Origin of the sequence: Rhizobium sp. EC-SD404, from assembly GCF_902498825.1 — a bacterium.
Classification (GTDB): Bacteria; Pseudomonadota; Alphaproteobacteria; order Rhizobiales; family Rhizobiaceae; genus Georhizobium.
In genome coordinates, this window is sequence record NZ_LR701459.1 from 2,427,226 (window position 1) to 2,451,481 (window position 24,256).

The window sequence follows — 24,256 nt, forward strand, 5'->3', positions numbered from 1 at the left end:
CGACGGGCGGGAACGGACGATGACCATCGATCTGAACGCCCGCCCCTTCGAAGCTGCAGACCTTCCAATCTACGCCGGCTGGTTCGACGACGAAGAACTGCGCCGCCGCATCGATCCGCCGGACGGATTCTGGCTCGAGCACGTCTCGCGCACCGACCGGGGCAATCGCTGTTATTGCCTGACGCTCGTTCAGGACGTCGACCTCATCGCCGTCGTGCAATACGATTTCGAGGATTACGACCGGGTTTCGCTCTTGATCAGCGTCCGTCCCGACAGCCGCGGCCGCGGCGTAGGGCGCGCGGCGCTGTTGCGCACCATTCCGGAATTGGCACCAGAGGTTCGCTACATCGACAGCTATATCGAGCCCGACAATCTGGCGTCGCTGGCGCTCATCCGGCGCCTTGGTTTCGAACCGATCGAAGCGGATATCATCGATGAAGGCTTCATGGGCTTTCGGCTGTGTGTGGATAGGCCGTAACGCCACCGGTCACCGGTGATCTGACCCGGGTCGTGCCGGGAAATGTGAGCGCGAGCCCCTTCAGCGAGCGCACGGCGAGATAGGCCCAAGCCTCCGCTTCCATGCCGTCCCCATCGAAGCCGACCTCTTCGGCGACCGAGACCTGCGCGCCGGATGCCCCCGCCATTCTGCGCAGGTCTTCAATGATCACCCGGTTCTTCCGTCCACCTCCGCAGATGATCCAGCGCTTGGGCGGCTTCGGAAAATGATCGGCCGCCTTGATGATCGCGGCAGCGCTCACATGGGCGAGCGTACGTGCACCGTCGGCCAGTTCCACTTCGTGATCGCCCGGCGGCGGAAAGTCGTTGCGGTCGAGCGACCGGCGGATATCCGCCGTGAAGAAGTCCGAGGCGAGATACCGCTCGGCAAGCGCCGCGACCACGCCGCCTTCGCTGGCGATCGCACCGCCCTGATCGAACGGTACGCCTGCATGGCGCTCCACCCATTGGTCGATCAACGTATTGCCGGGGCCGCTGTCGAACGCGACCAGTTCGTCGTTTTCGCCAACATAGGTGACGTTCGAGATGCCGCCAATATTGACGAAGACGACCGGTCGTTCATCCAGCGATGCCGCCAATGCCCGGTGATAGACGGGCACCAGCGGCGCACCTTCTCCCCCGTGCGCCATGTCGTTGGCGCGCATGTCGTAGACCACGTGCACACCGAGTTCGTCCGCCAGAAGCTGGCCGAGGCCGAGTTGTACCGTCAGCGCCTGCCCCGGGCGGTGCAGCACCGTTTGCCCGTGAAACCCGACCACGTCGATATCGGAAAGCCGCAGACCATTGTCCGTCACAAACCGCCGAACGGCCTCCGCATGGCGCATCGTCAGCTCGCGTTCGAGTTCACTGAGATCGCCCGGCCGGTCCTCGCGTTTGACGATGGACTTGGCGGTTTCCAGCGCGTCCGCCAGGCGCCGCCGAAATGCTGGCTCGTAGGAATAGCCTGCCGCCGGCCCACGCTCCACGAAGGTCGCGCCATCCGTCGAGAGGAGCGCGACGTCGATGCCATCGAGCGAAGTGCCGCTCATCAGGCCGATGGCAGTCAGCCGGCTCGCCGCCTCAAGCTTCGTCATCGAATAGGTTTTCCTGGCGATAGAGAGTTTCGAGGTGACGTGGCCACCGGTTCACCATATCGAAACGCGACAAAGCCAAAACTTAGAGTAATTGAGCGATTCACGGAAAGCGAAATGACTCGAAGGGGTGAACTCGACGCGAAAGCGTGCTAATCGCCCGCGCCATCGGCCCGCACGACAAGTCGGCCGTCCCTCCCAGTCCCGTGGAACAGCCTGTCATGTCGAAATTCAAATCCGATTTCCTCCGCACGCTCGACGAGCGCGGCTTCATTCACCAGATCTCGGATGAGACCGGCCTCGACCAGCTTTTCCAGACCGAAACCGTGTCTGCCTATATCGGCTTCGACCCGACGGCCTCCAGCCTGCATGTCGGCTCGCTCATCCAGATCATGATGCTGCACTGGATGCAGCAGACCGGCCACAAGCCGATCGCGCTGATGGGCGGCGGCACCGGGATGATCGGAGACCCCTCGTTCAAGGACGAGGCGCGCAAGCTCCAGACCGTCGAAGGCATCAAAGAGAACCTCGCCGGCATCCGCCGCGCCTTTGCGCCCTACCTGCAGTTCGGCGATGGCGCGACCGATGCGATGATGGTCAACAACGCCGACTGGCTGCTCGGCATCAACTATGTGGAATTCCTGCGCGATGTCGGCCGCCACTTCTCGGTCAACCGCATGCTGTCCTTCGACAGCGTGAAACTGCGCCTCGATCGCGAGCAGTCGCTGTCCTTCCTGGAATTCAACTACATGATCCTCCAGGCCTACGATTTCGTGGAGCTCAACAAGCGCCACGGCGTGCGCATGCAGATGGGCGGCTCCGACCAGTGGGGCAACATCGTCAACGGCATCGATCTCGGCCACCGCATGGGCACGCCGCAGCTTTACGCGCTGACCTCGCCGCTGCTCACGACCGCATCCGGTGCCAAGATGGGCAAGTCGCTCGGCGGCGCCATTTGGCTTAACGCCGACATGCTGAGCCCCTATGACTTCTGGCAGTACTGGCGCAACACGGAAGACGCCGACGTCGCCCGCTTCCTCAAGCTCTACACGACGATGTCGATGGACGAGATCGCGCGTCTCGCGAGCCTCGGCGGATCGGAGATCAACGAGGTCAAGAAGATCCTCGCGACTGAAGTGACGGCGATGCTGCACGGACGGGCGGCCGCCGACGAAGCGGCCGAAACCGCGCGCAAGACCTTCGAGGAAGGTGCGCTCGCCGACAATCTGCCTTCGATCGACATTCCGCTTCCCGAGCTGGAGAGCGGCATCGGCGTTCTGGCGCTCTACGTCCGCGCCGGCCTTGCCGCATCGAACGGAGAGGCTCGCCGCCACGTCCAGGGTGGCGCGGTGAAGATCAACGACGTGCCGGTCGCCGACGACAAGCACGTCATCGGTGCATCCGACCTCAACGACGATGGCGTGATCAAGCTTTCGCTCGGCCGCAAGAAACACATGCTCGTCCGCGCCGCCTGAGCGCTACGCAGAATGCAGAACGTCGCAGCCCACAGCCTCGTGCCGAGGGCTGCCACAGACACTGAAACGGCCATCCTCGGGACAAGCCCCGGATGGCCGTTTGATTCTGAAGATCAGCTACTTGCGAGCTTCAGCCCGGCGATGCCAAGTACGATGAGGCCGATGCTGGCGATCCGTGCCGGCGATGCTAATTCCCCGAAAAAGAGAATGCCGAACGTCGCCGTGCCGACGGCACCGAGCCCGGTCCAAACGGCATAGGCCGTCCCGAGCGGAAGATCGCGCATGGCGATGGACAACAGCCAGATGCTGATTGCCATCGCGCCGATCGTCATGACGACAGGCAGGGGCCGCGAAAAGCCATCAAGGCTCTTCAGCCCAACCGCCCAACCAATTTCGAAAAGTGCTGCAACAACAAGAGTAAGCCAGGCCATGCCCGCCTCCATCAAGGAAGGGGCCGTCCCCGTTTGTCTACATTGTGAGAGCTGGCGAAGCCGTCTTCGCACTCCCTATATCTGCCACTCAGTCCCTCAAATCAAGAGCGTTCGCCGAAAACTGCGCGGAATTGCTGGTCTTTGCGCCAACGCTGCCTGGGTATGCTGGAACCTCCCCGGCCCTGCCGTGTTCGACTGGCATCACTTCAGGAGTTCACAATGTCAAAAGACAGCAACCCTTTGAAGCATGACCGCGGAACGGCGCAACCGATCGGTACAGAACAACCGACGAATGCCGATCAGAACATGGCGACCGAGGCTGCAGAACACGAGGCCGAGATGCGCAAGGCGAAGAAGAGCGCCGACGCGGACGACGACAACCCAACCCCGTCGACGACACGAACACCGCCCGACTGAACGCGCCGTAAGCGCCACGACGACCACGTGAACCGAACTTTTCCGGATTTTGGAAAATGGTGAGCCCGCAGGGGGTCGAACCCTGGACCTACTGATTAAAAGTCAGTTGCTCTACCAGCTGAGCTACAGGCTCCCGCCGGGGCGCGGTGGCCCGGGGAATTGGCGCGGAACATAGGCAGGCGCCTGCCGGGGGTCAACCGCAAAAATGCAGTTCGCCGCGTCCAAAACGAAGACTTTTCGTCTCGCTCGGGACGCGGCGGAATTTGGTGCCGAACCTTAGAGGTTACGACCGACTGCACCGCCTGCGACGGCACCGCCAACACCGCCGACGATCGCGCCGCCGGTACCGGCAATCGCGTCACCGACCACGGCTCCGCCAACACCGCCGACGACGGCGCCGCCTACGGTCTTCTGGCCAGTCGTGCATCCGGCGGCGCCGAGAGTGGCGACGGCAACGACCGAAAGCGTGGCAATTTTCTTCAACATGGGGAAACTCTCCTATTCAAGCGATCGATAACGTAACCCGCTTCGCCGCATAGGGTTCCCGCCGTTCAACAACCATCGCGATCAACGTGCGTTGGCGAGCACGAAATTCAGCGTTTCGCGCCAGTCGATCATGCGGATCGGGATGCCGTGGCTGCCGGTGGCGAAGAGATGGAACCGCGTCGGGTAATCGCCGCTCGCGCGTAGCGAATCGAAGACGGCGCGCTGGTTGCGCCAATCGTAGACGCGATCGTTTTCACCATGTGCGAAGACGATCGGCAGACCCGCGCGCGCAGCAGCACTATCGGCCAGGGACCCATCCGGCATGCCACCCAACAGAACCAGCCCGCCAAGCTGCGAGGCGAGCGCGCCATCGCGCGCTGCTGCTACGCAAAGCGCGCTCCCCATCGAGCCGCATGCGAGCACGATCGGCGCTTGCGGCGAAACCTGCATCGCGTGCCCGAACAGCGCCCGGATAACACCCTGCCCGCCGGCCTCGAAATCGGGGAGGCTCGGCACGTAATAGGTGCCGCCATTGCGGGTTGCGAGGTTCTTCAGCCGGTTGAAATTGCCGCCGAAGCGCCAGTCGTCCGACCCGAGCCTGCGGTCGCCGTCGCGTCCGTGCACGAAGATGACGACAAAGCGTGCGCTTGCTTCCGCACCGAACTCGTTGACGGTGAGCGAACCCGCGCCTGTGGAGATGCTGCGCTCGCGCCCGGCGCGGTTGGCGCCGAGATCGACATAAGCGCGCTTGGCACGTCGCTCCGGAATGTCGTCACGGCCATTGATGTCGCGCATCTCGCGGTAGTCGTAACGCCGGAAAGCGCCGTCCGCACTCTCCTCGATCACGGCCGGGTAGGCGAACCGATCATCCTTGAACGGCGCTATCTCGGCCGCCGCGACAGGGATCGTCGAGAACAGCGCCACCAGACCGATGATCGCTCCCCGCCCCATGATCATCCACCACGCATTTGTCATGACCGGGCTCCTACCCTTCCTCATTCTGTCGATATCCACTATTCGTGGCGCCGCTGGCCAGCCTTTCATGTGGGCAACCGCGCGCGGCACCGTGAACACAAGTAGAACACGGCTCGCGTGCCAGAACGCCATCTGTCACACTGCGCAGGTGATTCGGCCACAATTCACGCCTTGGGACTGAAGCATAGCCATGGACGACAGCAACGATCTTTTCGCGACCATTCCGAGCGCCGGCCCCACGGCCGGTCCGGCAAAACGGCCGGCTGCCGCCGATCCGGTGCGCCGGGCGCCGAAAGCGGAAAAGCCCAGCGACAGCGACGGCGATTATTCGGCTGCCGACATCGAAGTGCTGGAAGGACTGGAGCCGGTGCGTCGCCGGCCCGGCATGTATATCGGCGGCACCGACGAAAAGGCGCTGCACCATCTCTTTGCCGAAGTCATCGACAACTCAATGGACGAGGCCGTGGCCGGCCACGCCAATTTCATCGATGTCGAGCTGTCGGCCGATGGCGTGCTGTCCGTCACCGACAACGGCCGCGGCATCCCGGTCGATCCCCATCCCAAGTTCAAGGATCGCTCGGCGCTCGAAGTGATCATGACGACGCTGCATGCGGGCGGCAAGTTCGACAGCAAGGTCTACGAGACCTCCGGCGGTCTGCACGGCGTCGGCATTTCCGTCGTCAACGCGCTGTCCGAGGAATTGACGGTCGAAGTCGCGCGCAATCGCAAGCTCTATCGTCAGCGCTTCTCGCGCGGCATGGCACTTGGGCCACTTGAGGAAGTCGGCGAAGTCCAGAACCGTCGCGGCACGCGGGTTTCGTTTCGACCCGACCATCAGATCTTCGGCCAGAACACGCGGTTCGATCCGGCCCGTCTCATGCGCATGGCGCGCTCCAAGGCCTATCTCTTCGGCGGCGTCGAAATCCGCTGGTCCTGCGCGCCCGAACTCGTTGCCGAAAAGCCCGACGTCCCGGAAAAGGCGGTCTTCCATTTCCCGGGCGGCTTGAAAGATTATCTGCAAGCTTCGCTCGGCCAGGATTTCAGCGTCACCAACGAGATTTTTGCCGGCAAGACGACCAAGACCGGCGGCCACGGCACCGTGGAATGGGCCGTCACCTGGTTCGGCGGCGATCCCTTCGTGCAATCCTATTGCAACACCATCCCGACGCCTGAAGGCGGCACCCACGAGGCCGGCCTGCGCATTGCGCTGACGCGCGGCCTCAAGGCCTATGCTGAGCTCACCGGCAACAAGCGCGCCTCGATCATCTCGACGGAAGACGTGATGATCTCTGGCGCGGCGATGCTGTCGGTCTTCGTGCGCGAACCCGAATTCGTCGGACAGACCAAGGACAAGCTCGCGACCGTCGAGGCGCAGCGCCTCGTCGAAAACGCCCTGCGCGATCCCTTCGACCACTACCTCGCCGATCAGCCAGCCGAAGCGGCGAAGCTGCTCGACTGGGTGCTCGACCGCGCCGATGAGCGCGTGCGCCGGCGCAAGGAAAAGGAAATCAACCGCAAGAGTGCGGTCAAGAAGCTGCGGCTGCCCGGCAAGCTCGCCGATTGCACGCAGACGGCGGCGCAAGGCGCCGAGCTCTTCATCGTCGAGGGCGATTCGGCCGGCGGTTCGGCAAAGCAGGCACGCAACCGGCAAACGCAGGCGATCCTTCCCTTGCGCGGCAAGATCCTAAACGTCGCCAGCGCCGGACGCGACAAGCTCACCGCAAACCAACAGATCGGCGACCTGATCCAGGCGCTCGGCTGCGGCACGCGAGCCAAGTATCGTGACGACGATCTGCGCTACGACCGCGTGATCATCATGACCGACGCCGATGTCGACGGCGCGCACATCGCGTCGCTGCTCATCACATTCTTCTATCAGGAGATGCGCGGCCTGGTGGACAACGGTCACCTCTATCTGGCCATCCCGCCGCTCTATCGCATGACGCAGGGATCGCGCACGCTTTATGCCCGCGACGACGCGCATCGGGTGGAACTGCTGGAAACGGAGTTCAAGGGCCGCGGCAAGGTCGAAATCGGCCGCTTCAAGGGCCTCGGCGAAATGCTGCCGGCGCAGTTGAAGGAAACCACCATGGATCCCGCGAAGCGGACGCTGCTGCGCGTCTCCATCGATGCCGAGGATCTGGAAGGCACCGCGATCGCGATCGACGACCTGATGGGAACCAAGCCGGAGGCACGCTTCCGCTTCATCCAGGAACGCGCGGCCTTCGCCGAAAATCTCGATATCTGATCAATCGCAGCAGATCGCTGCGTGATCTTTAGCTGATGCGTCTCAGGCGGCGCGAACGCTCGCCAGAGCTCGGGCATCGGCGCGAGCGCACTGGCGGCGATGCGCGAGATTGAGCTTCTCGACGAGCGTCAGAAGCTCCGCTACTTCAGGGTATTCGGCCGCATCGCGTTGGTGCAGTTCGATCAGTGTGCGGGCGAGATGCGATGGCGTCGCGATCCTGCCCTTGCTCGAAGCGTCGCGCCAGACGAGCGTCGCGGAGATGAAGACCGTCAGAAGACGCGCCGGCAAGCCGATGGCGCCATAGAGCGCCCGGATTGCCGGCACGCGCCCATCGATCACGATGGCGCGCACGCGGGCTTCGGGCTGTTCGGAAATCGCGACCACGGCTGCCACGAAAAAATCGAGCTTGCCGCTGGCAAGCGCGTGCATCAGCAAGGCGGGCGTCAGGCGACCCTCGCAGCGCAGATGCTCGGCGAGACCAGGCAAGGCAGCGGAATTCCCGTCACCGGCCAGCATCAGCGTCGCCTGCATCTGGGTTTCCGACACGACGCGCTCGGCCCGCCGTTCGCCGATCACGTTGCGGACGAGATCGAATTGCGAAAGCGCGGTCGCGACGGCCCCCATCAGCCGATGGCGGACATCGGCTGGAAGATCGTTACGCTCTACGAGCAAGGCTCGAATGGCCGTATCATCCGCAAACCGCTCGGCGATGCGGCGAAGCGAAAACGGCGCGATGGCGGCTGACCGGTTCTGGAGCAGATCGCAGATGGGCTCGACGCCGGCGACCTCTGCGATCGCGGCGGAGACGGAGCGCGACAGGCCAGTGCGCAGTGCCACGAGACGCTGAAGATCCTCGACGTCCTCACCGACCAGATCGACGAGATCGGCATCGCTGAGCAGCGGCGAAAAGGCGACGATGCGGCCCGCGACCTCAATCTGGTCCCGCGACAGCGCGTGGATGATCGCCCGCGGCGCCTCGGTCGAATGCGACATGATATCGGCGATCGCCAGCCGCACTTTCGGTGAAGGATCGTCGAGCAGATATGTCAGCGCCACTTCCGCTGCCTGGCGATCGTCGGCGGCAAGAGTGCGCTCCACGAAAGCCCGCGCCAGCGAACCCGCCGCCTTCGCCCGATCGGCAGCCGGCGCCGTTTCGGTCCAGCGGAGAAATGCGGCGATGATCATGTATGGCCCCAACCCAAAGACGATGCGATTCCCAGTGCCGACAAGGCTAGGCGTCAAAGGTTTACGTTTGGTTCACCATGTTTTTGCCTCACGCCCGGGCGGACATCGCTTTTCCCTCGCCGCCAAAGCGGTTAGGACGAGCGCGGTGCCTAAGCGCAGCACCTCGATCGACGCTGGGAGGAGAATATTAGATGCGGTCCTATCTTTTCGTGCCGGGTGATTCCGATCGAAAGCTGGAAAAAGCGCCCTACTCCGGCGCAGATTGCCTCCTGATCGATTTGGAAGACAGCGTGTCGCCCCGCCGCAAGATCGAGGCCCGCGCGATGACTGCCGCCTTTCTCGAAGGTGCCGATCGCCGCGAAGGCAAGCCCAAGCTGATCGTGCGCATCAACGCACTCGACAGCGGCTATGCCGAAGCGGACCTCGATGCCGTCGTCGGCGCCAAGCCCGACGGCATTCTCCTGCCCAAGGCCGAAGGCCCTGCGGCCATCCAGCATCTTTCAGCGCTCATCGCTGTTCGTGAAGCCGAGAACGACATTCCGGAAGGCCGGCTGCGCATCCATGCGCTGGCCGCGGAAACGGCGGCCGGCGTGCTCAATCTCAACGGCTACCGCGGCGCATCTGCGCGGCTCGAAGCTCTGTCCTGGGGCGGCGAGGATCTGGCGGCTGATCTCGGGGCCGCACGCAACCGCGGCGATGATGGCCACTATACCGACGTTTTCCGTCTCGCCCGCTCCATGACATTGCTTGCAGCCGCGGCTGCGCAGATCATGGCGATCGACACGGTCTTCACCGATTTTCGCGACATGGAGGGCCTGGAGCGCGAGTGCTTCGCCGCCGAGCGCGACGGTTTCGCAGGCAAGCTCGCCATCCATCCAGCTCAGGTCGACGTGATCAACCGCGTCTTCACGCCGAGCGAAGAGGCGGTTCATCTTGCAAGGCGCATCGTGGAGTTGTTCGAGGGCGCCGGCGAGGATGCGGGCGTCATGAGCCTCGAAGGTCAGATGATCGACCGGCCGCATCTGCGGCAGGCCGAACGCATTTTGAAGCGGGCCGCGGCGGCCGGTTTGAGGACGTGAAGCCTCTGCAAGATCAGGCGCGCTTGACTGCTTCCCATTGCGGGCGGAAAAGTTCGAACGTGTCCCCGCCGTCACAATAGTCCATGTAGCCGAGCCGTGCGAGCGGCGCGACGAGCGCCATGTCGAGACGGCCGTCCTTGATCGCCTCGTCGCGGATGCGGATGCCGACCACCTGCCCTAGCACCATCCAGTTTTCGGATGGCTCCCCGTCCAGGCCTTTCGGACGAAAAACGTCGGTCGTGCGGCATTCGAGAACCGCATAGGCCTCGTCCACATAGGGCGCGTCGACCAGCTCGCCGGTCTTCGACGTCAGCCCCGACAGCTCGAATTCGTTCACGCCATCCGGCGCATCCACCGAACTCATGTTCATCTGCTCGGTGAGCGCGCGGCCGACAAGGTTGGTCGTGAAGACGCCGGTGTCTTCCGCGTTGCGGGCGCTGTGCTTGTAGCCGGCAGAAGAGAACATCAGGAGCTTGGGGCGATCAGAGACCGCATTGAAGAAGGAGTAAGGCGCAAGGTTGAGAGCGCCATCCTTCGACTTCGTCCCGATCCAGCCGATCGGCCGGGGCGAGATGATGGCTTTGTACGGGTCATGGGCAAGCCCATGGCGATTGGTGTCGGTTGTGTAGAACATGAATCAATCCAGGAAAGTGGTCAGCGCATCCACGTCGGGACGCGGACGGTCGGGCGGCGTCATTTCGCTGCTGCCGATATGGAGGAAGCCGGCGATCTGCTCACCATCCTTGAGGCCGAAGAGCGGCCGGGTAGCCGCATCATAGGCATACCATTCGGTCAGCCAGTTTGCGGCAAAACCGAGTGCGTTGGCCGCCATGAAGAGGTTGAGGCAGACTGCGCCGGCCGAAAGCTGCTGCTCCCAAAGCGGGATCTTCGGATGATCACCGGCCGTGCTGATGACGGCGATGACGACCGGCGCGCGGGCAAGCCGTTCGCGCTCGATCTCGACTTCCTTCTCCGAAAGGTTGCCCCGTCGCTCGTTCGCAATGCGGGCGAGTTCGGCACCGATCCTGGTCCGCGATTCGCCCGCAACCACCAGAAACCGCCATGGCGCCAGCTTCCCGTGGTCGGGCACCCGTGTCGCGAGCCTCAGCATTTCGCCGATCTGGGAGGTGTCGGGACCAGGCTCGTTCATCTGCATTGCAGGCACCGAACGCCTTGTATTGAGATAGGATTTCAGATCCGGGCGCGCGTTGAGTGCATGCTCGTGCATTGAGTGAAACCTCTCGCAAAGTGGGGAAATATGAGCAGGCCTTGAAATTGCCTAAGCTTTTCGGTTCAAGTGGCGCCTGTCTAGAAGCTTGTCAACAGTGACGATGCCATTGATGCCGTATCACGCATGCTACCGCCGGGCCGTCATTCTGGCGTGCGCCGCTCTCGCCACGACCTCCTCCGCATCCGCGCAAAGCGCCTTTGGCGAGATTGATCCGGACATGCCGGCGATCGAACTTCCCGGCCTCAATCAATACGCCCCGACGGTGCCGGATGGCGTGATGGCGACCGATTTTCGTTCCGTGTCACTGGATGCGAGGCTCGTCGAAGGCGGTGAGACAATCAGCGATGGTCTCGTCTGGCGCGTGTTCGATTCGGTGCCGGGCCGTGACGGCAAGCTGCCGCTGATCGCCAGCTCCGAAGGCGGCAATGCCGAATTCGCGTTCCCGCCCGGCGACTATTTTCTGCACGTTGCGTTCGGCCGCGCTGCCGTCTCCAAACGCCTTACGGTGCCGGCAAGCGGTCCGGTGCCCCCACAGTCGCTGACGCTGAATGCCGGCGGTCTCGTGCTCAGCGCGCTTTCAGGCGAGGACATGCGCATTCCGCCCGAAGACCTGACCTTTTCGATCTATACCGCAACGCCTGATCTGGAGGGTGAGCGCGGGCTGATCGTCGCCGACGTACGGCCCGATACCGTGATCCGGTTGAATGCCGGCACCTATCACGTCGTGTCCGACTACGGCGCGCACAACGCCAGCATCCGCTCCGACATCCATATCGAAGCCGGCAAGCTCACCGAAGCCACCATCGAGCACCGTGCCGCCGAACTGACGCTGAAGCTTGTCTCCGAACCCGGCGGCGAAGCGATCGCCGATACCGCCTGGTCGATTCTCACCGCATCGGGCGATCCGATCGGCGAAAGCGTCGGTGCATTCTCCACGATCATTCTCGCAGAAGGCGACTACACCGCCATTGCCCGCAACAAGGAACGCGTCTTCCAGCGCGAGTTCAAGGTCGAAGCCGGCCGCAACACCGACGTCGAAGTGCTGATGGCAGAATAAAGGGGCCTCAAAGGGCCCCTCTATCATTTCCGGTATGTGATCTCACTCGCGTCAGACGGCGGACTGCTCGCGCTCCGCACGTCGCTTCAGGTCGGGCGGCGTTGCCTCGTCCTTCAGCACCGCAATCGCATCGGCAAGCGACATCGCCGTCTGATCCCGGCTTCCAAGCCGGCGGATGTTGACCGACCGATCTTCCGCTTCACGATTGCCGCACACCACGATCACCGGCACCTTGGTGACCGAATGCTCGCGGACCTTGTAGTTGATCTTCTCGTTGCGCGTATCGGTTTTGACGACGAGACCGGCCGCTTTCAACTCGCGGGCAACCTCTTCGGCATAGTCGTTCGCATCCGACGTGATGCTCGCCACAACCACCTGCATCGGCGCGATCCAGAGCGGCATGTGCCCTGCAAAGTTCTCGATGAGAATGCCGAGAAACCGCTCCATCGAGCCGCAGATCGCGCGGTGGATCATCACCGGCTGGCGCTTCTCGCTGTCGCGATCGATGTAGAACGCACCGAACCGCTCCGGCAGGTTGAAGTCGACCTGCGTCGTGCCGCACTGCCATTCCCGGCCGATCGCGTCTTTCAGCGTGTACTCGAACTTCGGTCCGTAGAACGCTCCCTCGCCCGGCAGGATATCCGTTTTGATCCGGCCGCCGGACTGCGCTTCGATCGTTTTCAGCACCTCGGCCATGACGCTTTCGGCACGGTCCCACAGCGCATCGTCGCCGACACGCTTTTCGGGACGGGTTGAAAGCTTCACCGTGATTTCGTCGAAGCCGAAATCGGCATAGGTCGAGAGAATGAGCGCGTTGATGCGCAGGCATTCGGATGCCAGCTGCTCGTCGGTGCAGAAGACATGCGCGTCATCCTGCGTGAAGCCGCGAACACGCATCAAGCCGTGCAGCGAGCCCGACGGCTCGTAGCGATGCACATTGCCGAATTCGGCAAGCTTCACCGGCAGTTCGCGGTAGGACTTTAGGCCGTGCTTGAATATCTGCACGTGGCCTGGGCAGTTCATCGGCTTCAATGCGAAGACGCGCTCGTCCTCGGTCTCGTCGCCGGCGACCGTCACCTTGAACATGTTGTCGCGGTACCAGCCCCAGTGGCCGGATGTTTCCCAGAGCGACTTGTCGAGCACCTGCGGGGCGTTGACCTCTTCATACCCTTCGAGGTCGAGGCGGCGGCGCATGTAGGAAACGAGCGACTGGAACATGCGCCAGCCCTTTGCGTGCCAGAACACGACGCCCGGACCCTCTTCCTGGAAATGGAAGAGATCCATTTCGCGTCCGAGCCGGCGGTGATCGCGCTTCTCGGCCTCTGCCAGCATGTGCAGATAAGCGTCGAGATCCTTCTGCTCCGCCCAGGCCGTGCCGTAGATGCGCGTCAGCATGGGGTTGTTGCTGTCGCCGCGCCAATAGGCGCCGGCCACCTTCATCAGCTTGAAGGCGCCGCCGATCTGCCCGGTCGACGCCATATGCGGGCCGCGGCAGAGATCGAACCACTCGCCCTGGGCGTAGATCTTGAGGTCCTGACCTTCGGGGATCGCGTCGACCAGCTCGACCTTGTAGGCCTCGCCCTTGTCGGTAAAGACCTGCTTGGCCTTTTCGCGCGACCAGATTTCCTTGGTGAACGCGTTGTTGCGCCCGATGATCTCGCGCATCTTCTTTTCGATGACGGGCAGATCGTCCGGCGTGAACGGCTCGGAGCGCGCAAAGTCGTAATAGAAGCCGTTCTCGATGACCGGGCCGATCGTCACTTGCGTGCCGGGCCAGAGCTCCTGCACCGCCTCGGCCATCACATGGGCCGCGTCATGGCGGATGAGTTCCAGAGCGCGCGGGTGCTCGCGCGTCACGATCTCGATGGCGCCGGTCTCCACCGGGTCGGACAGATCGCGCAAATCACCGTCGATGGTGATCGCCACAGCCTTCTTGGCCAGCGACTTGGAGATGGATTCAGCCACCTCGCGGCCGGTGGTGCCGGCATCGAAATTGCGGATCGAATTGTCGGGGAACGTCAGTGCAATGGCTTCGGCCATGTCGTCATCCTCTCATCCAGTCCCGCCAACGGTCGCGGGTGGTTGCCTGTCAAGCGCCGCTTTGGCGTTTCCAGGTGAAGCGGATACCGGTTCACCGTTCAGAAACGCCAACCAAATCAAGCGGCGCGCGGCCTCTTTAACGACTGGCATGAAGGACGTAAAGCCAGCAAACGCCAGCGCAGGCAGCGCTCGCCGCGAGAAATGGCTTTTAGGGGATGATGCAAACGAGGGCGTCAGCTCTTGTCGTCGGTCTCGGCGCCTGGACCGTTCTTCTTGATCGACTCGATTGCGTTCTTGGCGCTTGCCTTGGAGCTGTAACCTTCCGTCGAGAAGATCGTCTCGCCATTGTATTGGAACCGCGCACGGAACTCGCCTGCCTTGTCCTTGTAGATCTCGAACTTATGCGCCATGCCCACCCTCCCTTGGAGACCAGAAACTCAAGCGGTGAACATGATGCCAGCCAATTTAGAAGCTGGCAATTCAGCACTTGCTCAATCAGCCTTTGGCGGTGGCACGGGGTCGAAGCCCCTGCTCCCAAAAGGTCCGCAGCTTGCAAGACGCTTCAACGCAAGCCAGCTGCCCTTAAACAGGCCATGGCGCGCCACTGCCTCGTAGGCATATTCCGAGCAGGTCGGTAGATGGCGACACGAATTTCCGACGAAGCCGGAAAGGGTCAGTTGATAAAGCCGGATCAGGCCGGTTCCAAGAAGGCGCGCCGGTGTGCGCGGCCAAGGGCCTTCATAATTGCGCGAGCGCCCCTGAGGGACCGCCTTATGCTCCTCGCTCTGACACATCAGGCTGCAGCTTCGTCTGCCCGCTTCGCCTCGATCTGGCCAAGGGCGTCAACGACCGCGTCGAACGTCAAAAGCGTCGATGCGTGACGCGCCTTGTAGTCGCGGACAGGCTCCAGATACTTAAGATCCGCAAAACGCCCGGAAGGTGCAGGACCATTGTCCTTCAGCATCGCGCGCAACTCCGTCTGGCCGGCTCGCAATTCGTCTGCGGTGGCGCCGATGACATTGCGCGCCATGACGGACGACGATGCCTGTCCGAGCGCGCACGCCTTCACGTCATGGGCGAAATCGGTCACGATTCCGTCATCCATTTTCAGCCATACGGTGACCTTGGACCCGCAAAGCTTCGAATGCGCCATCGCGGTGGCGTCCGCGTCTTCGAGACGACCGAGGCGGGGAATGTTTCCAGCAAGTTCCAGGATCTTGCTGTTATAGACGTCGTCGATCATCGCTCTACCTATTACGCGTGCCCCGGTTGTGGCAGGCCCCATATTTCGGGGCATCGCCACTTTCTCTCACCGGGTTCGAACCTATATCGTATTTTGTGGCGCTTTTGACGGCTTTCAACGGCAAGAGGCGGCACAATTTGGAAAACCGTGCTGAAGGATTATTCCGAAAGCCCCGGAACCTGCCTGCAGGACCCCGTGTTCGGTACTCGGACATTTCGGGCGCCGGCGATGGTCCGATAATAAAAAGGCACCGTAGAAGGTGAAAAAGCGGGAGTTCAAAATGGACGCAGTTGTAAAATCCTTCCCCGGAAAAGATCAGGATGTAAAAGACGCCCGTCCCTCTCAGGCTGAAGTCGAGGCGGCAGTCCGCACTTTGCTTCTTTGGGTAGGAGACGATCCGGAACGGGAAGGACTTGTCGATACGCCGAAGCGTGTCGCCAAGGCCTACAAGGATTTGTTCGGCGGCTATGACGAAGACCCTGAAGATGTTCTTGGCCGTACCTTCGAGGAGGTCGCCGGCTACGACGATATGGTCCTCATCCGCGACATTCCGTTCTTCTCGCATTGCGAGCACCACATGGTGCCAATCATCGGCAAGGCGCATGTCGCCTATCTGCCCGATGGCAAGGTGCTCGGCCTGTCGAAGATCGCCCGCGTGATCGACATTTTCGCACGTCGCCTGCAGACCCAGGAAGCCATGACTGCACAGGTATCGACCGCGATCGACGAAACGCTGCGCCCCCTCGGCGTCGCCGTCATGATCGAGGCCGAGCACATGTGCATGGCCATGCGCGGCATTCGCAAGCAGGGCTCGACAACCCTGACGACCACCTTTACCGGTCAGTTCAAGACCGACCCGCACCAGCAGGCCCGGTTTATGACCATGCTGCGGAGCAACGAGGGTCGCTGACCTCCGGGGCTCCGGCTTCCGGAGCTTTCCAATGACGACTGCATTTGCAGCACCCGCCGGCAAGGCCGAGCTCGAAGAAGGCTCGGCTTTGACACCCCGTTTCTCAGCGGATGGACTTGTGACCGCCGTCGTGACCGACAGTCGCGACGGCGTTTTGCTGATGGTCGCGCACATGAACGCTGAAACTTTGGCGCTTACCCTCGAGACGGGCATAGCGCACTATTACAGCCGCTCCCGCCGCGCGATCTGGAAGAAGGGCGAAAGCTCGGGCAATCTTCAGCGCGTCACCGAGATCCGCGTCGACTGCGACCAGGACGCCATCTGGCTCATGGTCGATGTCGATGGCCACGGTGCTACCTGCCACACGGGGCGTCGCTCATGCTTCTATCGAAAGGTGGAAACGGACGCCGACGGCAACCAGCGCTTGGTCACCGATGCCGCAGCGCCACTTTTTGATCCGACGATGGTCTATGAGAAATAGACGGCATTCGCGCTATTTTCACCAAACCGAAACCATGTTCGCGGGATGATGTAACCGGGACGGAGCGTGTCGGGGAGTGAGACGCATGATGAACTGGTCGGGCAGACGAAGTGGTGGCGAAATCGTCCATGATGCGCCTGACCGGGATTTCTCAGATCCTCAACTGACGACAGCACCCCCATTGATCCCACCCCAGATACCCGCACCCGATCAGAAACGCGCGCCGATCGCCCTTGCGCTGGGCGGTGGTGCGGCGCGCGGCTGGGCCCATATCGGCGTGCTTCGGGCGCTCGACGAGGCCGGCATCGAGATCGGCATGATCGCGGGCACCTCGATCGGCGCGCTGGTCGGTGGCTGCTATCTCGCCGGCAAGCTCGATGAGCTCGAAGCCTTTGCACGCAGCCTGACCATGCGGCGCATTGCGGGGCTGCTGGATTTCACGATACGCGGCGGCGGCCTCTTCGGCGGCATGCGGCTCAACAACCGCATGAACGAGCATCTCGAAGGCATCAACATCCAGGATCTCGACCGGCCTTTCGTTGCCATCGCCACCGAGGTAACGACAGGCCACGAAGTCTGGATCACGCGCGGCTCGCTCGTCACGGCCATCCGTGCGTCTTACGCGCTGCCCGGGATCTTCGAGCCGGTGAAATGCAATGGCCGCACGCTGGTCGATGGCGCGCTCGTCAATCCGGTGCCGGTGTCTATCTGCCGCGCCTACGAGGAGCCCTTGGTCGTCGCGGTCAACCTGCACTACGATCTTTACGGTCGCTCCGCAGTCATCAAGCACAGCGCCTCGGCGCCCTCGCCCGACGAAGTGACCCTCAGCCGCCGCCAGACCGAAAGCCGCACGACGTTCACGGACCGCGCCGAGCGCCGTTTCGGCATGACCGGCGTCATGGTGGAAGCCTACAACATCATCCAGGATCGCATCTCGCGCGCGCGCCTTGCCGGCGATCCGCCGGACCTCTCCATCCTGCCGAAGCTGTCAGATATCGGCCTGTCGGAATTCCATCGCGCCGACGAGGCGATCGCGCGCGGCTACGAGGATGCCCGGGCGCATATTCGCGAGATCGATCGACTCCAGCGCGTGCTCGTGCGCTAGCGAGACGCTTCGACGACAGCTTTCGTAGGCGCCAGCGGCGCTTCAAGCCCGAGCTCGCGCGCCACCATTTGCACCATCCGGAGCAACAACCGCCGGCTATCTTCCACCGAGAAGGCGTCGACCTCGAACAGTTGCAGACATCGCAGACCCTCGATCGTGAGATAGGCGAGATGGGCAAGGTCCGGATCGTCCGACTCCGCCTTAAGGCGCGCCACGAGTTCCCGTTGATAAAGCCGCATCGGCTCGATGAAGCTCGGGTCTTCGGCGATTGCCGCCAGAACGCCGCTCGCCGGCTTTTGCTTGGTGCCACATTCCTCGAGAAAGGTGTCGACGACGGCAAGAGAGAGCGCGTTCGGTTTGCCGCGGTGACGCATCTGGGCAGTTTCGAGCGCTTGGCGATGCTGGGAGATGTGCATCTCGACCAGCGCCTCCATCAACTTCGCCTTCGTCGGGAAGTTGTAGAGAAGCCCCCCTTTCGATAGCCCTGCCCGATGGGCTACGGCGTCCAGCGAAAGATTGCCGGGACCGACGTCGCGGGCAAGTTCGTTGGCGGCTTCCAAAATGCGTTGTCTTGAATTCCGGGTGATGATGCGCATCTCCAAAAGATATCGTGCAGAGGCTGCCTATCACGGCTTGACAATACCGTCCAGCCGGTACAGTTAAGCACAACATAAGACATAGTGCGGTGCAGCATTCATTTTGCGCGCCGCTTTTTCCGTGAATTTCAGCGACCCCGCCCCGGAGCATTTCGAGCCATGATAAAAAGATTCCTGATCGCCTTCGTCTTGCTCGCGGTGGTCTGCGGCGGCTTGGTCTATTTCAACATCTTCCGCAATCAGGCGATCGAAGACTTCTTCGCCACGATGCAGCAGCCTGCTTTGCCTGTGCAGACTGTCACGGCTGAGCCGGCCATCTGGCAGCCCGGCATCGAGGCGATCGGCACGGTCAGCGCGGTTCGCGGCGTCGACCTTGCCGTCGAAGCCGGCGGTGTGGTGCGCGAAGTGAACTTCACGTCCAACGATGCGATCGAGGAAGGCGCTCTGCTCGTGCAGATCGACGATCAGATCGAACAGTCGAACCTGATCGCTGCACGCGCAAACCTGACCTTGGCCGAGCAGACACTCGCCCGCGCCCAGCAGCTGCGCACGCGTGGCGTCAGCGCCGAGTCGAGCCTTGAGGAAGCGGAAGCGAACTCCCAGGCCGCACAGTCCGAGATCGCCTCGCTGAACGCGACCCTCAGCCAGAAAGCGCTGGAAGCACCCTTCTCGGGCACGATCGGCATTCCGCAGGTGGAAGCTGGGCAATACGTCACGACCGGCACCGTCGTTGCTACTTTGCAGGACCTGTCGCGCATGCGGGTGGACTTCTCGGTTCCCGAGCAGCAACGCAGTCAGCTGGAGATCGGCCAGACCATTCGCGTCGGCACCGAGAACGGAACGTTCGACTATAACGGCACGATCGTCGGCATCGAGCCGCGCATCAATCCGGCTACACGCCTGGTCTCGATACGCGCCGAAGTCGACAACGCCGAAGAAGCCCTCAATCCCGGCCAGTTCGCGCGCGTCCGTGTCGAACTTCCCGAAGAGCCCGATGTCATTGCCTTGCCACAGACCGCGATCATCTCCAGTCTCTATGGCGACTACGTTTATGTCGTCCGCCCTGCCTCTGAAGAGCAGCAGGCGGCAGCTGAACAAGCCGCAGAGCAGGCGGAAGAAATGCCGGAAGCCGCACCTGCCGCTGCGCCGGCCGAAGATGCTGGCGAGGCCATGGAGGCGCGCCAGATCTTCGTGACCACCGGCCGCCGCAACGGCAATCTCGTCGAGGTGGCCGAAGGACTGTCGGCCGGCGACATCGTCGTTTCTGCCGGTCAGAACCGCCTCTCCAACGGCGCCCTCGTCACGATCGACGAGAGCGAAAGCCCCTTGAACAGCAGCAACCCGCAGACAGCCGAGCAGGTGGCGCAATGAATATCTCCAACACCTTCATTCAGCGCCCGGTTCTTTCCACAGTCCTCGGCGCGCTGATCCTCCTGCTCGGATTTCAGGGGCTCTTCAGCCTTTCGGTGCGCCAGTACCCGGAAGTCGAGGAAACCGTAGTTACCATCAACACGGTCTATCCCGGCGCCAATGCCGACCTGATCCAGGGCTTCATCACCGCCCCGATCGCGGCTGCCGTGTCGACAACGGAAAACATCGATTACGTCACCTCCCAGAGCCGCCCCTCCAGCAGCACCGTCACCGTGCAGATGGAACTCGGCGCCGATCCAGACATCGCGCTCACCGAAGTCATGTCGAAGGTCCAGCAGGTGCGCGGCCAGCTGCCGTCGCAATCCGAAGACCCGATCATCACCAAGGGCACCGGCCAGCAATTCGCGATCATGTATCTGGCGGTTCAAAACCCCAACATGAGCGCCGAACAGCTCACCGAATATCTGGAGCGCGTGGTCCGCCCCCGGATGTCGACCATCGAGGGCGTAGCCGAAATCCAGATTCTCGGAGCGGCCAACTACGCCATGCGCGTCTGGATCGATCCGATCCGGCTCGCGGCGCGCGGGGTGACTGCATCGGAAGTCACGCAGGCCATCAATGCCTCCAACTTCCTGTCGGCGCCCGGCCGTACCGAAAACGAATACGTCGCCCAGGCGATCACGCTGCAGTCGACCCTCCAGACGCCGGAAGCCTTCGGGCAACTGCCGATCACCTCCGACGGTGACAATGTCGTGCGCCTTGCCGACGTCGCGGAGGTGGAGCTTGCTGCCGAAAGCGACGACACCATCGTCAACTTCAATGGTGAGCCCGGCATCTTTATCGGCGTCTTCCCGACGCCGTCGGCAAACCCGCTCGATACGGCCGATGCCGTCATCGGCGAGCTTCCGGCCATCGCCGACACCCTGCCTGACGGCATGACCGTGGAGATGGTCTACAACGCCACCGAAACCATCAGTGCCTCGATTGAGGAAGTGTTCGTCACCATCGCGGAAGCCGTGGTGATCGTTATCGTCGTCATCTTGCTCTTCCTCGGGTCGTTCCGCTCGACGCTCATGCCGATCGTCACCATCCCGCTGTCCCTCATCGGGGTTTGCTTCTTCCTGATGGCACTCGGCTACTCGATCAACCTTCTGTCGCTGCTCGCCATGGTGCTCGCCATCGGCCTCGTGGTCGACGACGCCATCATCGTTGTCGAGAACATCCATCGCCACATCGAAGAAGGCATGGATCCGATGGAGGCCTCCAAGAAGAGCATGGAGGAGATCTCGCTCGCCATCGTTGCCATGACGATCACGCTTGCGGCGGTGTTCGCACCGATCGGCTTCACCGGCGGCCTCACCGGTTCTCTTTTCCGAGAATTTGCGTTCACGCTTGCCGGCGCGGTCATCATCTCGGGCCTCGTGGCGTTGACCATTACGCCGATGATGAGCGCCCGCGTTCTCAAGGCCGGCAATCACAGCCGTTTCCAGAAAGCCGTCGACCGCACATTCGAGCGGCTCGCGAACTGGTATGAGCGCATGGTGTCGGGCTCGCTCAACTACCGTCCCGTGACGATGATGATCGCGCTCAGCCTCATGGCGCTGACCGGCTATCTCTTCTTGCAGACGTCGAGCGAACTGGCTCCGGAAGAAGACGAAGGTGCACTCTTCTCGCTGGTTACGGCGCCACGCTACGCCACGAGCGAGTACACCAGCGCTTTTGTCGATCAGCTCGCCGACAATACGAGCGACATCGAGGAAGTGCGCGCGCAGTTCTCGATCGTCGGCATGGGTGGCCAGACCAATTCGGCCTTCGCCGTTTGGGCGTTGGACGACTGGGGCGATCGCGAACGCTCCCAGGCGGAGATCCAGCAGGATATCCAGGGCCGCATCGCGCCCGTCAACGGCGTCGAAGCCCTCGTCTTCGCACCGCCGTCCCTCCCCGGTGCGGGCGGTGGCCTTCCGATCTCCATGGTCATCCAGTCGACCGGCGAATCGAGTCAGGTCTTCGAGGTCGCCGAACAAATCCGCCAGGAGGCCCAGGCCTCCGGTCAGTTCATCGTGGTGCAGAACTCGCTGTCCTATGACAGCCCGCAGATCACCATGACGATCGACCGCGATCGTGCGGCAGCGCTCAACGTGCCCATCAGCGACATCGGCAACACATTGAATGTCCTTGTCGGCGGTGGCGCGGTCGCGCAGTTCGACCGTGATTCCAACAGCTACGACATCATCACCCAGGTGCCGGAGGAGTATCGCAACAATCCTCAGGCGCTGACGGATTTCTTCATCCGCTCGACGACGGGTACGATGATCCCGCTATCGTCGGTCGTCAGCGTCGAGACCGGCGCCGCGCCTGCATCGATCGAACAGTTCAATCAGTTGAACGCCGCGACGATATCGGCCCTGCCCCTCCCTGGCGTGACGACCGGCGACGGACTGCAGACGATCGTCGACATCGCGCAGCCCATCTTGCCGGACAGTTTCTTCCTGGAATATTCCGGCCAGTCGCGCCTCGAAATCGAGCAAGGCAACACGATCCTGATCGCCTTCGCGCTCGCAATCGTGGTGATCTACCTCGTGCTCGCGGCGCAGTTCGAAAGCTTCCGAGATCCGTTCATCATCATGATGTCGGTGCCGCTCTCGATCTTCGGCGCGATCCTGCCGCTCAATCTCGGACTTGGGACGATCAACATCTACACCCAGGTCGGGTTGATCACGCTGATCGGCATCATCACCAAGCATGGCATTTTGTTGGTGGAGTTCGCCAATCAGCGCCGTGAGGAAGGCTTCACCATCCGCGAGGCGATCGTGGAGTCGGCCAAGGTCCGCCTGCGCCCGATCCTGATGACGACGGCCGCGCTCGCGCTCGCCGTGGTTCCGTTGATCATTGCAGCCGGTGCAGGCGCCGCAGCGCGCCAGGCCATGGGCATCGTGATCTTCTCGGGCCTATGCATCGGAACGCTGTTCACGCTCTTCGTCGTGCCGATGTTCTACACGTACATCGCGAAGCCGGAATCGGCCATGAAGCGCCACGCCGATAAGGACGTGCCTTCCGGCCACTCCCCTTCACCGGCCCCGGCCGAGTGAAGAACGGGCGCTGAAGCGTTTCCAGGTGAAGTGGATACCGTTTCGCCGTTCGGAAACGCGACAGGATATTCGAGCCCGTTCGGTCTGACCTCCCGAGCAAGACCAAAAAGAAACCCGCCGGATCGCTCCGGCGGGTTTCTTGCATTTCAGAGCAGTGAGAAAAACGCTTACTGCGGCAGCTGGTCGTCGATGCCTTCGACGTAGAAGTTCATGCTGGACAATGCGCCATCATCGGCGACAGCGCCTTCAGCGAGCCACTCGGTGCCGTCCTGCTTGTTGATCGGGCCTGTGAACGGGTGGAACTCGCCCGAGCTGATGGACTCTTCGGTGGCTTCCGCCTGCGCCTTCACGTCGTCCGGCATGTTGGCATAGTCAGCCATCACGACGTGACCTTCGGCGAGACCATCCCAGGTCGCCTGCTGCTCCCAGGTGCCGTCGAGAACGGCTTCGATCCGCTCGACATAGTACGGGCCCCAATCGTCGATGATCGAGGTCAGCTGCGTCTCGGGGCCGAATTCGATCATGTCCGAAGCCTGGCCGAACGCGAAGATGCCGCGCTCCGCTGCAACCTGCATCGGGCCGGTGGAGTCAGTGTGCTGCGTCAGGATGTCGACGCCCTGGTCGATCAGAGCGCGGGCCGCGTCGGCTTCACGGCCTGGATCGAACCAGGTGTTGACCCAGACGACCTTCAGCTCGAAATCGGGATTGACCGACTGCGCGCCGAGCATGAACGAGTTGATGCCCTGCACGACTTCCGGGATCGGGAACGAGCCGATGTAGCCGGCCGAACCGGTTTCCGACATCTCGGCCGCGATCTGACCGATGATGTAGCGCCCCTGGTAGAAGCGCGAATCGTACGTCGCGACATTCGGATGGTCGCGCTTGTAGCCGGTCGCATGCTCGAACTTGATGTCCGGGTAGCGCTCGGCGACGGCGTTGGTGGCGTCCATGTAACCGAAGGACGTCGTGAAGATGATGTTGCAGCCCGACCGTGCAAAGCGCTCGATGGCGCGCTCGGCATCGGCACCTTCCGGCACGCTTTCGAGGAACGCCGTTTCCAGGCGGTCGCCGAAATGCTCTTCCGCAAAGAGACGGCCCTGGTCGTGCTGGTAGGACCAGCCGAAGTCACCGACGGGGCCGACATAGATGAAGCAGGCCTTGACCTGGTCCATCTGCGCGGCGGCAGGGCCGGCGAGCATGATCGCGCTGGCCGAAGCGGCGAGAGCGAGAAGAGTACGTTTCATGGTTTTT

Annotated in this window: 24 protein-coding genes and 1 tRNA gene; 11 read left to right on the forward strand and 14 right to left on the reverse strand. The window is 62.4% G+C overall.

Annotated features, from left to right (window positions below):
* The first annotated feature begins 19 nt into the window (after positions 1-19).
* The gene (locus GC125_RS12440; RefSeq protein ID WP_151985936.1) at positions 20-478 is read left to right on the forward strand and encodes a GNAT family N-acetyltransferase; all 459 of its coding nucleotides are present in this window, start codon (positions 20-22) and stop codon (positions 476-478) included.
* Here GC125_RS12440 and GC125_RS12445 read toward each other — a convergent pair.
* Positions 444-1,589, reverse strand: coding sequence for an anhydro-N-acetylmuramic acid kinase (locus GC125_RS12445; protein WP_151985937.1), 1,146 nt, complete (start codon positions 1,587-1,589; stop codon positions 444-446). The genes GC125_RS12440 and GC125_RS12445 overlap by 35 nt on opposite strands.
* A 218-nt stretch (positions 1,590-1,807) precedes the next feature.
* Here GC125_RS12445 and tyrS point away from each other — a divergent pair, with 218 nt between their 5' ends.
* A complete protein-coding gene (tyrS, locus tag GC125_RS12450; RefSeq protein ID WP_151985938.1) occupies positions 1,808-3,061 on the forward strand; it encodes a tyrosine--tRNA ligase in 1,254 nt (417 codons plus the stop codon).
* Between the two features lie 113 nt (positions 3,062-3,174).
* Here tyrS and sugE read toward each other — a convergent pair whose 3' ends face one another.
* Entirely contained in the window at positions 3,175-3,492 is a 318-nt protein-coding gene (gene sugE, locus GC125_RS12455; RefSeq protein WP_151985939.1) for a quaternary ammonium compound efflux SMR transporter SugE, read from the reverse strand.
* 219 nt (positions 3,493-3,711) lie between these two features.
* Between sugE and GC125_RS12460 the strand changes: the two genes are divergently transcribed.
* Positions 3,712-3,909, forward strand: coding sequence for a hypothetical protein (locus GC125_RS12460; RefSeq protein WP_151985940.1), 198 nt, complete (start codon positions 3,712-3,714; stop codon positions 3,907-3,909).
* A gap of 57 nt (positions 3,910-3,966) precedes the next feature.
* Here the strand turns inward: GC125_RS12460 and GC125_RS12465 are convergent.
* The 3 genes from GC125_RS12465 to GC125_RS12475 all read right to left on the reverse strand — a co-directional run bounded on the left by GC125_RS12465 (position 3,967) and on the right by GC125_RS12475 (position 5,370).
* A tRNA-Lys gene (locus GC125_RS12465) sits at positions 3,967-4,042 on the reverse strand.
* A gap of 143 nt (positions 4,043-4,185) precedes the next feature.
* On the reverse strand, positions 4,186-4,395 hold the full coding sequence (locus GC125_RS12470; protein ID WP_151985941.1) for a YMGG-like glycine zipper-containing protein: 210 nt from the start codon (positions 4,393-4,395) through the stop codon (positions 4,186-4,188).
* An 81-nt stretch (positions 4,396-4,476) separates the two neighbouring features.
* Complete coding sequence (locus GC125_RS12475) at positions 4,477-5,370, reverse strand: hypothetical protein (protein WP_286165493.1); 894 nt, start codon at positions 5,368-5,370, stop codon at positions 4,477-4,479.
* A gap of 190 nt (positions 5,371-5,560) precedes the next feature.
* Between GC125_RS12475 and parE the strand changes: the two genes are divergently transcribed.
* The gene (gene parE / locus GC125_RS12480; protein ID WP_151985942.1) at positions 5,561-7,618 is read left to right on the forward strand and encodes a DNA topoisomerase IV subunit B; all 2,058 of its coding nucleotides are present in this window, start codon (positions 5,561-5,563) and stop codon (positions 7,616-7,618) included.
* A gap of 42 nt (positions 7,619-7,660) precedes the next feature.
* On the opposite strand, the gene GC125_RS12485 is transcribed toward parE, so the two are convergent.
* Positions 7,661-8,803, reverse strand: a complete 1,143-nt coding sequence (locus GC125_RS12485; RefSeq protein WP_151985943.1) for a DUF2336 domain-containing protein — start codon at positions 8,801-8,803, stop codon at positions 7,661-7,663.
* A gap of 191 nt (positions 8,804-8,994) precedes the next feature.
* Here GC125_RS12485 and GC125_RS12490 point away from each other — a divergent pair, with 191 nt between their 5' ends.
* The gene (locus tag GC125_RS12490; protein ID WP_151985944.1) at positions 8,995-9,882 is read left to right on the forward strand and encodes an HpcH/HpaI aldolase/citrate lyase family protein; all 888 of its coding nucleotides are present in this window, start codon (positions 8,995-8,997) and stop codon (positions 9,880-9,882) included.
* Positions 9,883-9,895: 13 nt separating this feature from the next.
* On the opposite strand, the gene GC125_RS12495 is transcribed toward GC125_RS12490, so the two are convergent.
* Positions 9,896-10,516, reverse strand: a complete 621-nt coding sequence (locus GC125_RS12495) for a flavin reductase family protein (protein ID WP_151985945.1) — start codon at positions 10,514-10,516, stop codon at positions 9,896-9,898.
* Positions 10,517-10,519: 3 nt separating this feature from the next.
* Entirely contained in the window at positions 10,520-11,110 is a 591-nt protein-coding gene (locus GC125_RS12500; RefSeq protein WP_151985946.1) for a nitroreductase family protein, read from the reverse strand.
* Positions 11,111-11,222: 112 nt separating this feature from the next.
* Here GC125_RS12500 and GC125_RS12505 point away from each other — a divergent pair, with 112 nt between their 5' ends.
* Positions 11,223-12,170, forward strand: coding sequence for an RgsD C-terminal domain-containing protein (locus tag GC125_RS12505; RefSeq protein ID WP_151985947.1), 948 nt, complete (start codon positions 11,223-11,225; stop codon positions 12,168-12,170).
* Positions 12,171-12,221: 51 nt separating this feature from the next.
* Here GC125_RS12505 and thrS read toward each other — a convergent pair whose 3' ends face one another.
* The 4 genes from thrS to GC125_RS12525 form a co-directional block, all read right to left on the reverse strand.
* Positions 12,222-14,210: a threonine--tRNA ligase gene (thrS, locus tag GC125_RS12510; RefSeq protein ID WP_151985948.1), complete on the reverse strand. Its 1,989-nt coding sequence runs from the start codon at positions 14,208-14,210 to the stop codon at positions 12,222-12,224.
* A 233-nt stretch (positions 14,211-14,443) separates the two neighbouring features.
* Positions 14,444-14,620, reverse strand: coding sequence for a YegP family protein (locus GC125_RS12515; protein WP_151985949.1), 177 nt, complete (start codon positions 14,618-14,620; stop codon positions 14,444-14,446).
* Positions 14,621-14,701: 81 nt separating this feature from the next.
* Entirely contained in the window at positions 14,702-15,004 is a 303-nt protein-coding gene (gene yidD / locus GC125_RS12520; protein WP_151985950.1) for a membrane protein insertion efficiency factor YidD, read from the reverse strand.
* Entirely contained in the window at positions 15,004-15,453 is a 450-nt protein-coding gene (locus GC125_RS12525) for an iron-sulfur cluster assembly scaffold protein (RefSeq protein ID WP_151985951.1), read from the reverse strand. The genes yidD and GC125_RS12525 overlap by 1 nt, the downstream gene beginning before the upstream one ends.
* Before the next feature lie 280 nt (positions 15,454-15,733).
* Here GC125_RS12525 and folE point away from each other — a divergent pair, with 280 nt between their 5' ends.
* The 3 genes from folE (at position 15,734) to GC125_RS12540 (ending at position 17,949) form a co-directional block, all read left to right on the forward strand.
* Positions 15,734-16,363: a GTP cyclohydrolase I FolE gene (folE, locus tag GC125_RS12530; RefSeq protein ID WP_151985952.1), complete on the forward strand. Its 630-nt coding sequence runs from the start codon at positions 15,734-15,736 to the stop codon at positions 16,361-16,363.
* A 31-nt stretch (positions 16,364-16,394) separates the two neighbouring features.
* Positions 16,395-16,844: a phosphoribosyl-AMP cyclohydrolase gene (gene hisI / locus GC125_RS12535; protein WP_151985953.1), complete on the forward strand. Its 450-nt coding sequence runs from the start codon at positions 16,395-16,397 to the stop codon at positions 16,842-16,844.
* A gap of 85 nt (positions 16,845-16,929) precedes the next feature.
* Positions 16,930-17,949, forward strand: coding sequence for a patatin-like phospholipase family protein (locus GC125_RS12540; protein WP_151985954.1), 1,020 nt, complete (start codon positions 16,930-16,932; stop codon positions 17,947-17,949).
* Here the strand turns inward: GC125_RS12540 and GC125_RS12545 are convergent.
* The gene (locus GC125_RS12545) at positions 17,946-18,545 is read right to left on the reverse strand and encodes a TetR/AcrR family transcriptional regulator (protein WP_151985955.1); all 600 of its coding nucleotides are present in this window, start codon (positions 18,543-18,545) and stop codon (positions 17,946-17,948) included. The two genes, GC125_RS12540 and GC125_RS12545, sit on opposite strands and share 4 nt — an antisense overlap.
* Positions 18,546-18,704: 159 nt before the next feature.
* On the opposite strand from GC125_RS12545, the gene GC125_RS12550 reads away from it, so the two are divergent.
* On the forward strand, positions 18,705-19,916 hold the full coding sequence (locus GC125_RS12550) for an efflux RND transporter periplasmic adaptor subunit (RefSeq protein WP_151985956.1): 1,212 nt from the start codon (positions 18,705-18,707) through the stop codon (positions 19,914-19,916).
* Entirely contained in the window at positions 19,913-23,005 is a 3,093-nt protein-coding gene (locus GC125_RS12555) for an efflux RND transporter permease subunit (RefSeq protein ID WP_151985957.1), read from the forward strand. Before GC125_RS12550 ends, GC125_RS12555 begins: the two co-directional genes overlap by 4 nt.
* Before the next feature lie 167 nt (positions 23,006-23,172).
* Here GC125_RS12555 and GC125_RS12560 read toward each other — a convergent pair whose 3' ends face one another.
* Complete coding sequence (locus GC125_RS12560; protein ID WP_151985958.1) at positions 23,173-24,249, reverse strand: BMP family ABC transporter substrate-binding protein; 1,077 nt, start codon at positions 24,247-24,249, stop codon at positions 23,173-23,175.
* Between the last annotated feature and the right edge of the window lie 7 nt (positions 24,250-24,256).